Consider the following 13,671-nt stretch of genomic DNA (forward strand, 5'->3'; position numbering starts at 1 on the left):
GTTTCTAATTAATTATTCGGGAGGTCAAACAATGATGAAGATGAGAAAAGTGTTAGGAAAGCAGGTCGCCAAGCTCGCGCTGCTGACGATGGCGGCTATGCTGGCGGTTGCCGGCTGCAGCTCAAACGGGGGCGGCTCCAAGAAAACAGGTGATGTTTCGATTGAGAACCGCTACACAGTGGACCCGGAAACTCCGGCCTGGCAGCTGGATAAGAAGGAAGAGACAACCGAGCTAACCTGGTATGTCAATGCGGACTGGTGGAATACAGACTTCGGCAAGGATGTCGTGACCAAGAAGATCAAAGAGGACTTGAACATCAACATCAAGTTTATTACAGGTGATGACACGAAGCTGAATACCTTCTTTGCCGGCGGTGATATGCCTGACCTGCTGACGATCTTCGACTCGAACTCTCCGGTGGTGCAGAAGGCGGCTACCTGGGCGCTTCCGCTGAACGATCTGGCTGAGAAATATGATCCGTATTTCAATAAGGTGGCTGCTGCCGATACATTGAACTGGTTCCAGCTGAAAGACGGCAAAACCTATGGCTATCCTAACTATTCCAATACACAGGCTGATTATGACAGCGGTAACATTCCGGCTAAAACGGCTTTTGTCATCCGCAAGGATGTCTATGAAGCGCTGGGCAGCCCGTCCTTCGGGACTCCGGAAGAGTTCAAGAGCACGATGAATCTGATCAAAACCAAGTTCCCGGACATGATTCCCTTCGGCTTCAACTCCATCGGGGAGGGTACAGGCTCGCTTGGTGATGTGCTGCAGGATTTCATCGGCGTTCCGCTTGAATCGGCAGACGGCAAGTTCTACAACCGCAATCTGGATGAGGATTATCTGACCTGGCTCCGGACGCTGAATGCCGTATACCGGGGCGGGGCAATCAGTGATGACAGCTTCGCCGACGACGGAACAGGCTTCGAGGAAAAGGTGAAGTCCGGAAAATATGCTACAATGCTGCTCGACGGGACACCACAGCAGGGCGGTAATCTGCAGATCTTCATGAGTGCCAATCCCGGAAAAGAATATATTGCTATTGACGGGCCGCAAAGTACTGCAGGCCATCAGCCGACCCTGAACCAGTCCGGGATTACCGGCTGGATGATCAGCTATATCACCAAAGATTGCAAGGACCCGGCCAAAGCGATTCAAATCTTCACCTACCTGCTCAGCGAAGAAGGGCAGAAGCTGATGAACTACGGGATTGAGGGCGAGACCTACAAGGCAAACAGCGACGGCACGGTTGAGCTGCTTCCGGAAGTGAAGGATCTGCAATTGAACAATGCAGATAAGTTCAAGAAGGACTACCGGATGGGTGAATTTATGTTCTTCGGCCATGACCGCCACAAAGCGCTCAGCAAGGATGCTTTCCCTGAGTCCATCAAGCAGATGCAAGAATGGGGCAAGGGCAAGCTGAAGCCGCACTTCATTCTGGAGAATATCAACCCGGATCAGGGTACAGCGGAAGCCCGCGGCCTGACAGCGATTAATACGAACTGGAATACCACGCTGGTGAGCATGATCCGCTCCAAGGATGATGCAGCCTTCGACAGTACCTTGGCAGACTACAAAGCCTTCCTGGAGAAAAACAGTTGGGATAAGATCGTAGAAATCCGCAGCGGGAAGATGAAAGCCAACAAAGAGAAGCTGGGCATTCAATAAGCAAGGCGAAGGGGGCCGCTTTGGGCCCCTCTTCTGTATTTCAATCCAGAATAACGGAGGGATAAAGTATGCCGGAAATTAGCTTTTACCAGTCAACAGGAGAAGACGCGCTCTTTGTGGAGCAGTCCGCAGCTCAGCTGCCGCAGACAGCCTCCGGAGAAGTGACTGTTACAGTTGCTATCGATGCTGATAAGACATTTCAGGAAATGGACGGGTTCGGGGCATCCTTCACGGACTCGGCAGCTTACCTGATCCATCAGGTGCTGGATGAGCAGCAGAGGACAGAAGTGATGCAGAGGCTGTTCCATCCGCAGGAAGGCATCGGCTTGTCGGTGCTCCGCAGTCCCATGGGGGCATCGGATTACGCCAGAACCATCTACAGCTACAGCGATTTGCCCGAAGGTGAGACTGATCCGGAGTTAAGCAGGTTCTCTGTCCGCCATGATGAAGCGGACATTATTCCATTGCTGCAGCAGGCGCTGACGCTTAATCCGGAGATTAAGCTGATGGCTTCGCCCTGGAGTGCACCGGGCTGGATGAAGACGGGCGGCTCGATGATTGCCGGGCAACTGAAGCCGGAGTACTATGGGGTCTATGCGGATTATTTCGTCCGTTATATCCAGGCTTATGCGGCGCACGGACTGGCTACTTATGCGGTTACCCCGCAGAATGAACCGCTCTATGAGCCGCATCACTATCCGAGCATGCTGATGCTCCCGGAGCAGCAGCAGGAATTCATTCGTGAGTATCTGAAGCCGGCTTTGAAGCAGCACGGGCTTGAGCCCAAAATCCTCTGCTACGATCATAACTGGGACCGTCCGGATTATCCGCTATCCGTGCTGGAAGCGGCTGCAGCTGATGTGGACGGGGTCGCCTGGCACTGGTACGGCGGCGCACCGGCAGCCCAGTCGCAGGTGCTGGCAGCTTACCCGGATAAGGAAGTACACTTCACCGAGGGCTCGGGCGGGGAATGGATTCCGCCGTTCGAGCAGGCGTTCTCCAATGTGATGCGCACAGGCATCGAGATTCTGCGGAATCACAGCAAATCGTTCGTGCTGTGGAATATGGCGCTTGATGAACAGAACGGGCCTGCGGTTCCCGGCTTCGGCAAGAGCACCTGCCGCGGGGTAGTGACCGTTAACCAGCAGACTAAGGAGCTTACGTATACTCTGGATTATTACGCACTGGCCCATTTCAGCAAAGTGATCCGGCCGCAGGCACTGCGCCTTGGAGCTGATTCCGACAGCGGGCAGGTCCGTACGGTCGCCTTCCGCAACCCGGACGGCTCGGTTGCGGCTGTATTGTTCAACGACGGAGAGACAGAAGAGACGGTAGCCGTCCAATTGCAGGGGGAAGAGGTACTGACCTTTGCCATGGCTGCGAAAAGCGCGGTGTCACTGAGGGTGAACGGAGTATAGAGAAATGGAGCAGTTGAAGAGACGAATCACTTTATAACACAATAGGCGTCCCGCAGACCATCAGAGGTGGCTGCCCGGGACGCCTTTTTGCACTTAAATCTGAAGCTATTTGCTGACCTGGCTGTTAAAAATAGTGGCGATCTCATCCAGCAGCCTGTCCAGCGTAACCGGATCATCGAAATTATACTTGCTGTCGAACGTGTAGACCCGGCCTTCCTTAACCGCAGGAATGGCCTTCCAGAGTCCGCTGTTCATTAGAGTTGCCTGTCTTGCAGCCGTCTCGGTGCTGGTATCGGTCAGGAGGAACAGGTGAGTGCCCATGTACTCCGGCAGCACCTCGTCGGAGATGCTGGCAAACCGTTCATCGGCATCAATCAGCTTTTGCACACCTGCAGTAGGCGTGAAGCCAAGCTGTCCGTACAGTGTCTCGTTCAGACCCTTACCGCCCATGACGTACAGATCAGAGCCCAGAACCAGCAGGGAGGCAGCGGACTCGCCTTCCGTTAAATTCAGCTGCGCTTTCACGGAGGCCACCTTTGCCTTATAGTTGCTGAACCAGGTATCGGCTTCTGCCGTGCGCCCGAACAGCTCAGCTAACTGCCGGACACGCTCCTCCGTCGGGAAGGTTCCGTCAAGGCCCACCACTACCGTGGGTGCAATCTGGCTCAGTGCTTCAATCCCCGTCTCATCCCAGTCATCAAAGATAATCAGATCCGGTGATAAGGACAGGATCTTCTCCGGGGAGAACGGATATCCGACATCCTCGATGCCTTCAAGCAGATCCGGATAGGCAACCTGTGTGCCGATGACACTTAGCGTAGCTCCGGCAGGCTTCACTCCGAGGGCGAGGAGGTCGCCGGGGTTGCTGCCTACATATACAATCGTTTGCGGCTCGGTAGGAATTTCAACCTCACGATTCTTGTAATCCGTGTACATCCGTGTTGTGGCCGCAGCCGGCTCTGATGCCGCCGGACTGGCCGCAGGCACCACGGTTGCCGCTGCAGTAGCGGCTGGAGCAGCATTGTTCCGGTTATTCGCCTGGCCGCAGGAGGCCAAGATTAGCGTGAAGAGGAGCAGGGTGAGCGGAAGAAGAAACTTTTTTGTGCTTGGCATGGTGACGCTCCTTTTGGATGATTTGTATTTGTGCAGAATCTGTTTGCTGGTGGCGCAATTACCCATTTACCGGCCTGCTTGAGCGGATCATACCGCCAGGCGCTGGGACATTTTACCGTTACAGACATGGTAGACCTTATTTCTTCCCGAACCCCGCTATTTCACATGCTAACGGACACCAGTGCACTTATGTAAGAGAATTCGGCCCCGAAACTGCAGGTGGAGCAGTAATAAGGTCTCTGAGGTCCGTTAGCTCCCACAAACAGGCTGTTTGGAGAAAATAGTTATCATGAACGAAACCGACATCGCAATTTGTTTATCTCGTAGGTTAAATTGGAAATCCTAAGAGTGAATGGCTCAAAGATCCCAATTCAGAGCTAACAAACAAAAAGGAGTCGGTTTACTAATGAGTATCGCCAAAAAGTATATTGGATTAGACGTATCCAAAGCCAAAATTGCTGTAGCCATCGCAGATGAGGGCCGTGGCGAACCCCGCTTTTGGGGGATTATCGAACATACCAAGGAACGCATACTAAAGCTTCTACATCAACTGCAAGGTTCCGGTGAATCCCGAGTGGAACTGGAAGTCTGCTACGAAGCCGGGCCCACCGGGTACATGCTTCACCGTTGGCTCCTCGAAGCCGGCATTGCCTGTACCGTTGTTGCTCCTTCTCTTATCCCTCAGCGCGCTGGGGACCGGATTAAAACCGACAAGCGGGATGCGCTTCGCTTGGCTCAACTCTTTCGGGCTGGCGAACTAACGGGGATCTACATCCCCTCTCCTGAGGAGGAAGCGCTCCGGGATCTCGTTCGAGCCCGCGAGGACGCCAAAGAAGATATGAACCGCCACAAGCAGCGCATGGGCAAGTTCCTGCTGCGTTTGCAGCTCTTCCCTCCAAGCAAGGTCAAGGCCTGGACCTTCGCCTTTGAAGAGTGGCTGGATACCCTCCGCTTCGAGAGTTCCTGCCACCGCATAGTCTTCCAGGAATACCGGGAGAGCATTCGAGAAACGGCAGAACGACTTCGGCGTTACGAAAAAGAGATCGAGCGTCTCTCTCACACCCATGTGCAGGCGCCACTTATTGAAGCCCTTCAGGCGCTGCGAGGAGTGGCCACACTCACCGCTACCACACTGGTGTCGGAGATGGTCAGTGTGACGCGGTTTGCCAGCGCCCCCTCGTTCATGAGCTACTGTGGGTTAGTACCCAGTGAACACTCCAGCGGTGTGAGCCGTAGTCAGGGAAAGCTGACCAAGGCAGGCAATGCACATTTGCGGCGGGTGCTGGTCGAAGCGGCCCACCATTACCGGCACTCACCGGGCGTACGGCGCAAATTGCGGGAGCGAATCAGCGGACTGCCGCCGGAGGTGCAGCGAATGGCCTTTGAGGCACAAAATCGACTTCATCGCAAATACATGACGATGCTGGGAAAAGGGAAGCACAAATCGAAAATCGTAGCCGCCATTGCCCGGGAGCTTGCCGGCTTTGTATGGGCTATTGCCAGAGTTCTGGAGAAGGGCGACCGAAACCCAGCCACGGATTCTCTAATTGCCGGATAACCCTTGCCGTACATGGACGACAAGGCCACACGTTACGTTACTGAAAAAAAGTCCCACCCTAAAAGAAAGGAAGTGAAAACCGGGAAGCTAGAGCATGACTTACCTTGGAGGCAAAATCGAGCAAGGTGAAGAGAAACGCCGCGGAAGACCTTTGTGCCCGTTTGCTTGCAAACGACGGACGAAAATAGTTAGCGGCAGGCTCTTCAGATGGATAGATACCATGTGTAAACCCACGAATATCAGGATGCCAACCAGCGAATGATTTTTGCCTCCAAGTTAAGAACATGCTCCTCCCTATGTGTTGAGAAGAAAGGTTAAACACTGCGTCAACCCTTTGGGAAAAAGGGAACCTCCTCTAAAAGACGTCAATTGATAGGTTTGTTTAAGTGCGCCAAAAACGGGATTGCTACTGCGGCGCTTGACTGTTTCGTTCATATCAAGGTCTCTGAGGTCCGTTAGCTCCCACAAACAGGCTGTTTGGAGAAAATAGTTATCATGAACGAAACCGACATCACAATTTGTTTATCTCGTAGGTTAAATTGGAAATCCTAAGAGTGAATGGCTCAAAGATCCCAATTCAGAGCTAACAAACAAAAAGGAGTCGGTTTACTAATGAGTATCGCCAAAAAGTATATTGGATTAGACGTATCCAAAGCCAAAATTGCTGTAGCCATCGCAGATGAGGGCCGTGGCGAACCCCGCTTTTGGGGGATTATTGAACATACCAAGGAACGCATACTAAAGCTTCTACATCAACTGCAAGGTTCCGGTGAATCCCGAGTGGAACTGGAAGTCTGCTACGAAGCCGGGCCCACCGGGTACATGCTTCACCGTTGGCTCCTCGAAGCCGGCATTGCCTGTACCGTTGTTGCTCCTTCTCTTATCCCTCAGCGCGCTGGGGACCGGATTAAAACCGACAAGCGGGATGCGCTTCGCTTGGCTCAACTCTTTCGGGCTGGCGAACTAACGGGGATCTACATCCCCTCTCCTGAGGAGGAAGCGCTCCGGGATCTCGTTCGAGCCCGCGAGGACGCCAAAGAAGATATGAACCGCCACAAGCAGCGCATGGGCAAGTTCCTGCTGCGTTTGCAGCTCTTCCCTCCAAGCAAGGTCAAGGCCTGGACCTTCGCCTTTGAAGAGTGGCTGGATACCCTCCGCTTCGAGAGTTCCTGCCACCGCATAGTCTTCCAGGAATACCGGGAGAGCATTCGAGAAACGGCAGAACGACTTCGGCGTTACGAAAAAGAGATCGAGCGTCTCTCTCACACCCATGTGCAGGCGCCACTTATTGAAGCCCTTCAGGCGCTGCGAGGAGTGGCCACACTCACCGCTACCACACTGGTGTCGGAGATGGTCAGTGTGACGCGGTTTGCCAGCGCCCCCTCGTTCATGAGCTACTGTGGGTTAGTACCCAGTGAACACTCCAGCGGTGTGAGCCGTAGTCAGGGAAAGCTGACCAAGGCAGGCAATGCACATTTGCGGCGGGTGCTGGTCGAAGCGGCCCACCATTACCGGCACTCACCGGGCGTACGGCGCAAATTGCGGGAGCGAATCAGCGGACTGCCGCCGGAGGTGCAGCGAATGGCCTTTGAGGCACAAAATCGACTTCATCGCAAATACATGACGATGCTGGGAAAAGGGAAGCACAAATCGAAAATCGTAGCCGCCATTGCCCGGGAGCTTGCCGGCTTTGTATGGGCTATTGCCAGAGTTCTGGAGAAGGGCGACCGAAACCCAGCCACGGATTCTCTAATTGCCGGATAACCCTTGCCGTACATGGACGACAAGGCCACACGTTACGTTACTGAAAAAAAGTCCCACCCTAAAAGAAAGGAAGTGAAAACCGGGAAGCTAGAGCATGACTTACCTTGGAGGCAAAATCGAGCAAGGTGAAGAGAAACGCCGCGGAAGACCTTTGTGCCCGTTTGCTTGCAAACGACGGACGAAAATAGTTAGCGGCAGGCTCTTCAGATGGATAGATACCATGTGTAAACCCACGAATATCAGGATGCCAACCAGCGAATGATTTTTGCCTCCAAGTTAAGAACATGCTCCTCCCTATGTGTTGAGAAGAAAGGTTAAACACTGCGTCAACCCTTTGGGAAAAAGGGAACCTCCTCTAAAAGACGTCAATTGATAGGTTTGTTTAAGTGCGCCAAAAACGGGATTGCTACTGCGGCGCTTGACTGTTTCGTTCATATCAAGGTCTCTACGGTCCGCATGGAACAGAAGGTATGTACAGAGAGCCAGAATGCTGGATTCAGAGTACAGAATGCTGGATTCAGAGTACAGAGTGCAGAGTGCAGGATTCAGAGTGCAGATGCAGGATATAGGTAGCAGGTGGCACGCGCAACCTGCTTCTCAGCCGTAGCATCATGCAGCAACATGTGCATCCACTGAATGAAGATGATAATCATTATCACTAGGAGGTGTATTTTACTATAATAGAGAGGAACCGCAGAGTTGTCAATCCGCAGATATACTCTTTCAAGCTAAACTCCCCCGAGCAAAGGCAAACTATCAGCAGCAACGCAAAAGAAGCCCGCACCAATGGGAAGGTGCAGACTTCTTGCCAGCAGAGCAGCTACAGCACGGAATGGGATTGCTGATCCTTCTTGTATTCATTCGGCGGAAGGCCGACCTCCTGCTTGAACAGCTTGGAGAAATAAGAGTAGTTGGTGTAGCCGACTTTATCGGCAATAGTATAGACGGAGTGCTGGGTCGTCTCGAGCAGATGCTTCGCGGCGGCAATCCGCACCTTAATGATATAGCTGCCCAGAGAGATGCCGGTCTCCTTCTTGAACAGCCGGGCAAGATAATCCGGGTTCAGATAGACAATCTCCGCCAGGTCGTTCCGGGTCAGATCATCACCGTAATGGCTGTGGATATACTGCTTAATCTCCTCGGCAACTGATGTAGGCTGGGCGGTGAAATCCCGGTATTTCATCGCTGTACTGACCAGATAGTTCAGGTATTCCTCCATGTCCTCGATCGAAGCCAGGGAATGGAGCAGCAGCTGATCATGGGTTGTGCCGGAATACAGCTTGTGCACCTGAATCCCTTTCATCTTAAGGAAAGAGTAAACAAGCTGCACAATATCAAGCCGGAACAGGCTGAGCACTGAGGTATCAAGCGCCCGGCCCCTCAGCATCCCGCGCAGATAAGCGGTCACCGCGTCAAGAAAGGCGGTCAGATTATTCTGGCTCAGCAGCTCCTCCAGGTGGGCCAGATCCGGCGGAAGATACGCTGCTTTGTTGTGCTGCAGATGCGTCTCCACCAGGAAAGTGTGGTTTCTGCTGCGCGTAATCTCCTCAATCATCAGAAGCGAGGACTTGAATATCCGGCCGACATCGCTGAGTGCACCGGATAAGCCGATGGTGCAGCAGGCGTCACATTTGAGATACGGATTGGCCTTTTGAATAAACGAATTGCATAGCTCCTCCAGCAGGGGAAGCTCGGGGGTCCGGTTCCATTTCAGAACGGCGATCCAGTACGATTCCTTATACTCCAGAATACTCTCAATCGAGAAGCACGGGCTCTTGAACAGCTCATACAGCACATTCAGCAGGGCGAAATCAAACAGATATTTCTCCTCCTTGCCCATGCTGCCGCCCTGCGGGAACAGGTTGAAGAGCACCGGCTGGATCAGATCATCCATCTGATAGGAGAGATTCTGTTCCTCCATTGCCAGATGTATCGCGGCGGGCCGGATCTGGAAGGCTGTGCTGTCATTCACCAGCTTGCGCCAGAAATGCTCCTGGATTTTGGCCTGATTTTTCTGCCAGAATTGGCCCTCCTGGATCGCTTTCTCGTTGTGCTGCTGCTCCTTCGACCGTGTAATCGCTTTCTGGATAATGAGCATCAGCTTGTCGAATTCGATCGGCTTGAGGAAATACTCGAAGCTCTGCAGCTCAATCGCCTTCTGCGCATAGTTGAAATCGGCATAGTTGGTGAGCAGAATCGTCTGAACCGGGTAATTCCGCTCTCTGATCCATGCCAGAAGTTCCAGCCCGCTGCCCTGCGGCATCTCGATATCGGAGATCAGAATCTGCACAGAATGCTGCTCCAGAATGTCTTTGGCCTGGGAGATACTGTTCGCGGTGAAGACATGTCCGATCCCGAGCGCCGTCCAGTCAATCCGCTTCTGCAGCGCAGCAATTACATAGTAGTCATCATCAACCAGCAAAATATTCATCGCATCTGCCCACTTTCTGTTAAGGGTACGGGGAATTCCGGGAGACACAGGGTGATGCAGGCGCCGCCCTCTGCAGCGTTGGAGAAGCTGACGGCAGCCCGCCGCAGGTAGAGATATTCCAGCCTTTTCAGCGTGTTCATAATACCGATATGTGTACCCTTGGACTGATCAAGCGGCTCGCCCTGATTCAGCTTATCCAGCACTTCGTAAGGGAAACCGGGACCGGTGTCGGAAATCTCAATGACGTTCATCACTTCACCTTCCATAATACGGCGGTTCACGGTAAGCCTGATCCGGATCTCATCTGTTCTGGAAACGGCATATTTGACGGAATTCTCGATGAAGGTCTGCAGCACCAGCGGCGGAATCATCATGTCCCGGGTCAGCGCATCCTGCTCAATCTCATAGACAAATGCATCACGGTACCGGCTCTTCTGAATATCGAGATAGATCCGTACATGCTCGATTTCACCGGCAAGCAGCACAAAGTCCTCACTGCCCTGGAAAATATACCGGAAATACTTCGAGGTGGACATGGCCATCTGCTCAATCTCCTCGTACATTTGAATCTGTGCCATACTATATATGCTGGTCAGGCAGTTCAGGAAGAAATGCGGCTTGATCTGCTGCTTCATGAAATCCAGCTGAATACTCTGCTTCTCCAGCTCCTGCTCGTACATGGCGATTTTGATATTGCGGATCTGGTCGACCAGATCCTTGAACTGTGCATTAGCCTGCTCCAGCTCGATGATCTTGCTGCTCTTGAAATCGGCCGGCTGGCCGTCCTCACTGAGATGGGCCAGATTCTCCGAGAAGCTCTGAATCGGTCCCAGTATCCTGCGGTTGAAGAACAGCATCACTGCGCAGAGCGTAGAGGTTACGATGAAGAAGAGCAGCATGATGAGCAGCTGGGCGATCATAATTTTCTCAAAGGCACCGAACTTGATGACCATCTTGGCGCTTAAGCCTGTATCCGAGAACTCATTAGTAATGGTTGTGCGTGACTGGAAGAGCTTCTGCAGCCCTGATTCCTTCTGCAGCGGTTTGCCGCTGTTGGAGACCAGAGTAGAGATGTCCTTTCCTGTCTCGTCGATCAGTGAGGCATAGCCGTTCGCACCCAGGTTGATCTGGCGGAGCGGAGTGATCAGATTGTCGGCAGAGATCATTCCGATCAGGTAACGGTTGTAGTAGGGAACAATATTAATGATATAATATTTGCCGTTCACGAGAACCGGTGTCCAGCGGGAGTAGAACTTCTCGTACACCTTTTTATCATCAATAAAGGAGATAATCTGCTCCCTCAGCTCGCGGTAGTCTGAATAGTCGATGCTGATCGGCGCGCAATTCAGGAAGAAGGACTGGTTCCTCAGATAAAAAAAGAAGTTGAACTCCTGCCCGTAATTCCGCTGCAGCTCCGAGAAACGCTTGAACAGATCTTCGTTGGAGTTCAGAAATTCCTTGCTGCTGAGCTCGTGGGCATTCATCATATTAAGGCTGTCATCGTTCGCCAGTGTCCAGCCCATATAATGGTTAATGTAAGCGAAATCATGATTAATCCGGTTAATATACAGATCGGCGGTGTCCTGCAAATACCGGGTGGACTGCTGCTTGACGATGGAAACAGAAGTAACACTGATGACAAGATCGAGAATAAGCACGGTAAAGGAAATCAGTATCGTGAGTTTAACATAATGGCGGATCGGGTAGGGCTTATGCCCCGCTGTGTTTTTAATCATGGTAGTCAGGCGTTATCCTTTCCTGCATGTCCGTGCCGGACGAACATCTGCGGGTAAATTAGTGACTCTGTAATTATAAAACCTTAAGCCTGAAATTACATGGGGAATTCCCGGCTTGACGCCTACAAGTCCGGATACAGCATGGAAAAGTCTGAATAGCGTTATGAAACCGGCTAAGATCAGGCTGCTGGCCCCCCTAAATATTGTAAGCGGATGCAGAGGTCCGAATAACAGCCCCTAATGGTCCGGAAAAGTCAGAGGCAGGCAAGTATCATTAGGGATGTCAAAAGGATTAAATATACCGAAACGGGGGATTATCAATGGTTAAACAGAACAGGAAGCCGGCAGCCAAGAAATGGGCTGTATCGGCACTGGCAGCAGTAATGCTTGTAGGACTGGCCGGCTGCGGCGGGGACAATAAAGAGAATAATGCAGCAGCTACAGACACGGGCAGCTTCAACAAGGAAGGCCTGCCGATTGTGAATGAGCCGGTAACGCTCAAAGTACTGACTGTCCGCTGGGGCAGCATGGGTGACACCTTCACCCAGAACCAGTGGCTTAAGGACCTGGAGAAGAATTCCAATGTCAAAATCGACTGGCAGGTTATGTCCTCCAATGACTGGGCAGAGCAGAAATCCATCCTCCTGGCCAGCGGCACGCTGCCCGATGTTGTCCTGGGCAATCAGACCTTCTCCGACTCTGATATTGTGAACAACCTCAGCTATTTCCGTCCGCTGGATGATTATATTGACCAGTACATGCCTAATCTGAAGGCTGCGATGGAAGAGACACCGGATATGAAGAAGATCAGCACCTTCCCGGACGGTAAAATTTATTCACTGCCGACCAGACTTCCTTCGCGTCCAAAGAGCTCCCGCCAGCCGGTTATCAACAAAACCTGGCTCGACAAGCTGGGCCTTGAGGTTCCGGGTACCGTTGACGAGCTCTATACTGTGCTCAAAGCATTCAAGGAGCAGGATCCGAACGGAAACGGCAAGGCCGATGAAATTCCTTACATTGAAGTAAGCAATGATATTATCAGTCCTTTCGGCATTGCTGACCTGAATAATAACAACATGCTGGTTAAGGACGGCAAGGCTGTCTATTATCCGATATCGGAAGAATATAAGGAAGGCATGAAATGGGAGAACAAGCTCTACTCCGAAGGTCTGCTCGACAAGGAGCTGTTCACCCAGGATGCTACGATGATCTCCGCCAAATTCCAGAATCCGGATGCGCCGATCGTCGGCTTCACTTACCAGTGGACCCCGGATGCCGTGTTCGGCAAATGGAGTGACCAGTATGTGACCATTCCGCCGATTGCCGGACCGGACGGCAACCGCTACACGATTGGTAATCCGATCGGGATGAGCCTGGGCCGCAATGAGCTGCTGATTACGAGTTCCTGCAAAACACCGGAAATTGCCGCACGCTGGGCGGATGAGTTCTATACGAATGAAGCGAGCATCCAGAACTTCTGGGGAGCTATCGGAACCGTTATCCAGAAGAATGCGGACGACACTTATACCCTGATGGACCCTCCGGCCGGAACCAGTGCAGATGCCTGGTACTGGGATCAGTCACTGCGGGATTTCGGGCCGAAATATGTAAGCCCGTCCTTTGAATCGAAAATTGTATTGAATCCTGAGGCGGGTGACGGACTCAAGCTGCAGCTCGACAAGCTGGGCAGTGAATATGTATCCACACCGTTCCCTAACGTAATGTACACTTCCGAAGAGTTCGAGGAGCTCCCGACCCTGACGACGGATATTGATACTTATGTGAACACGATGCGCGCCCAATTCATCAGCAAAGGCGACATTGACGGCAGCTGGGATGCTTATGTGAAGAAGCTGAACGATATGGGGCTTGATAAGCTCGTTAAAATCCGTACGGATGCATACAGCCGCTACAACAGCGTGGAATAAGACGGACCTCAGGTCCGGTAAGCTCAATCCATAATAAGAGGGGAGACT

The 13,671-nt window shown here is 52.4% G+C and carries 8 protein-coding genes; 5 read left to right on the plus strand and 3 right to left on the minus strand.

Annotated elements, in window-relative coordinates; translation table 11 throughout:
• The first annotated feature begins 34 nt into the window (after nucleotides 1-34).
• Together LOS79_RS02760 and LOS79_RS02765 are read left to right on the plus strand one after the other, a co-directional pair.
• The gene (locus LOS79_RS02760; RefSeq protein WP_397386770.1) at nucleotides 35-1,675 is read left to right on the plus strand and encodes a type 2 periplasmic-binding domain-containing protein; all 1,641 of its coding nucleotides are present in this window, start codon (nucleotides 35-37) and stop codon (nucleotides 1,673-1,675) included.
• Nucleotides 1,676-1,743: 68 nt separating this feature from the next.
• Nucleotides 1,744-3,093 carry a glycoside hydrolase family 30 protein gene (locus LOS79_RS02765; protein ID WP_315416104.1) on the plus strand — a complete coding sequence of 450 codons (1,350 nt, stop codon included), beginning with the start codon at nucleotides 1,744-1,746 and terminating at the stop codon, nucleotides 3,091-3,093.
• A 105-nt stretch (nucleotides 3,094-3,198) separates the two neighbouring features.
• Here the strand turns inward: LOS79_RS02765 and LOS79_RS02770 are convergent, their stop codons facing one another.
• Nucleotides 3,199-4,206 carry an ABC transporter substrate-binding protein gene (locus tag LOS79_RS02770; protein WP_315416106.1) on the minus strand — a complete coding sequence of 336 codons (1,008 nt, stop codon included), beginning with the start codon at nucleotides 4,204-4,206 and terminating at the stop codon, nucleotides 3,199-3,201.
• 406 nt (nucleotides 4,207-4,612) lie between these two features.
• Between LOS79_RS02770 and LOS79_RS02775 the strand changes: the two genes are divergently transcribed.
• Together LOS79_RS02775 and LOS79_RS02780 are read left to right on the plus strand one after the other, a co-directional pair.
• A complete protein-coding gene (locus LOS79_RS02775; RefSeq protein WP_315411724.1) occupies nucleotides 4,613-5,764 on the plus strand; it encodes an IS110 family RNA-guided transposase in 1,152 nt (383 codons plus the stop codon).
• Nucleotides 5,765-6,376: 612 nt separating this feature from the next.
• Complete coding sequence (locus LOS79_RS02780; RefSeq protein WP_315411724.1) at nucleotides 6,377-7,528, plus strand: IS110 family RNA-guided transposase; 1,152 nt, start codon at nucleotides 6,377-6,379, stop codon at nucleotides 7,526-7,528.
• Between the two features lie 820 nt (nucleotides 7,529-8,348).
• Here LOS79_RS02780 and LOS79_RS02785 read toward each other — a convergent pair.
• Both LOS79_RS02785 and LOS79_RS02790 read right to left on the minus strand, forming a co-directional pair.
• Complete coding sequence (locus LOS79_RS02785) at nucleotides 8,349-9,959, minus strand: response regulator (RefSeq protein ID WP_315416108.1); 1,611 nt, start codon at nucleotides 9,957-9,959, stop codon at nucleotides 8,349-8,351.
• Nucleotides 9,956-11,695, minus strand: coding sequence for a cache domain-containing sensor histidine kinase (locus tag LOS79_RS02790; RefSeq protein ID WP_315416109.1), 1,740 nt, complete (start codon nucleotides 11,693-11,695; stop codon nucleotides 9,956-9,958). The genes LOS79_RS02785 and LOS79_RS02790 overlap by 4 nt, the downstream gene beginning before the upstream one ends.
• Before the next feature lie 320 nt (nucleotides 11,696-12,015).
• Between LOS79_RS02790 and LOS79_RS02795 the strand changes: the two genes are divergently transcribed.
• Nucleotides 12,016-13,623 (plus strand): extracellular solute-binding protein, encoded by a 1,608-nt coding sequence (locus tag LOS79_RS02795; protein WP_315416110.1) that lies wholly within the window; start codon nucleotides 12,016-12,018, stop codon nucleotides 13,621-13,623.
• Nucleotides 13,624-13,671 lie beyond the last annotated feature (48 nt).

Source organism: Paenibacillus sp. MMS20-IR301 (assembly GCF_032302195.1).
Lineage (GTDB): Bacteria > Bacillota > Bacilli > Paenibacillales > Paenibacillaceae > Paenibacillus_AQ.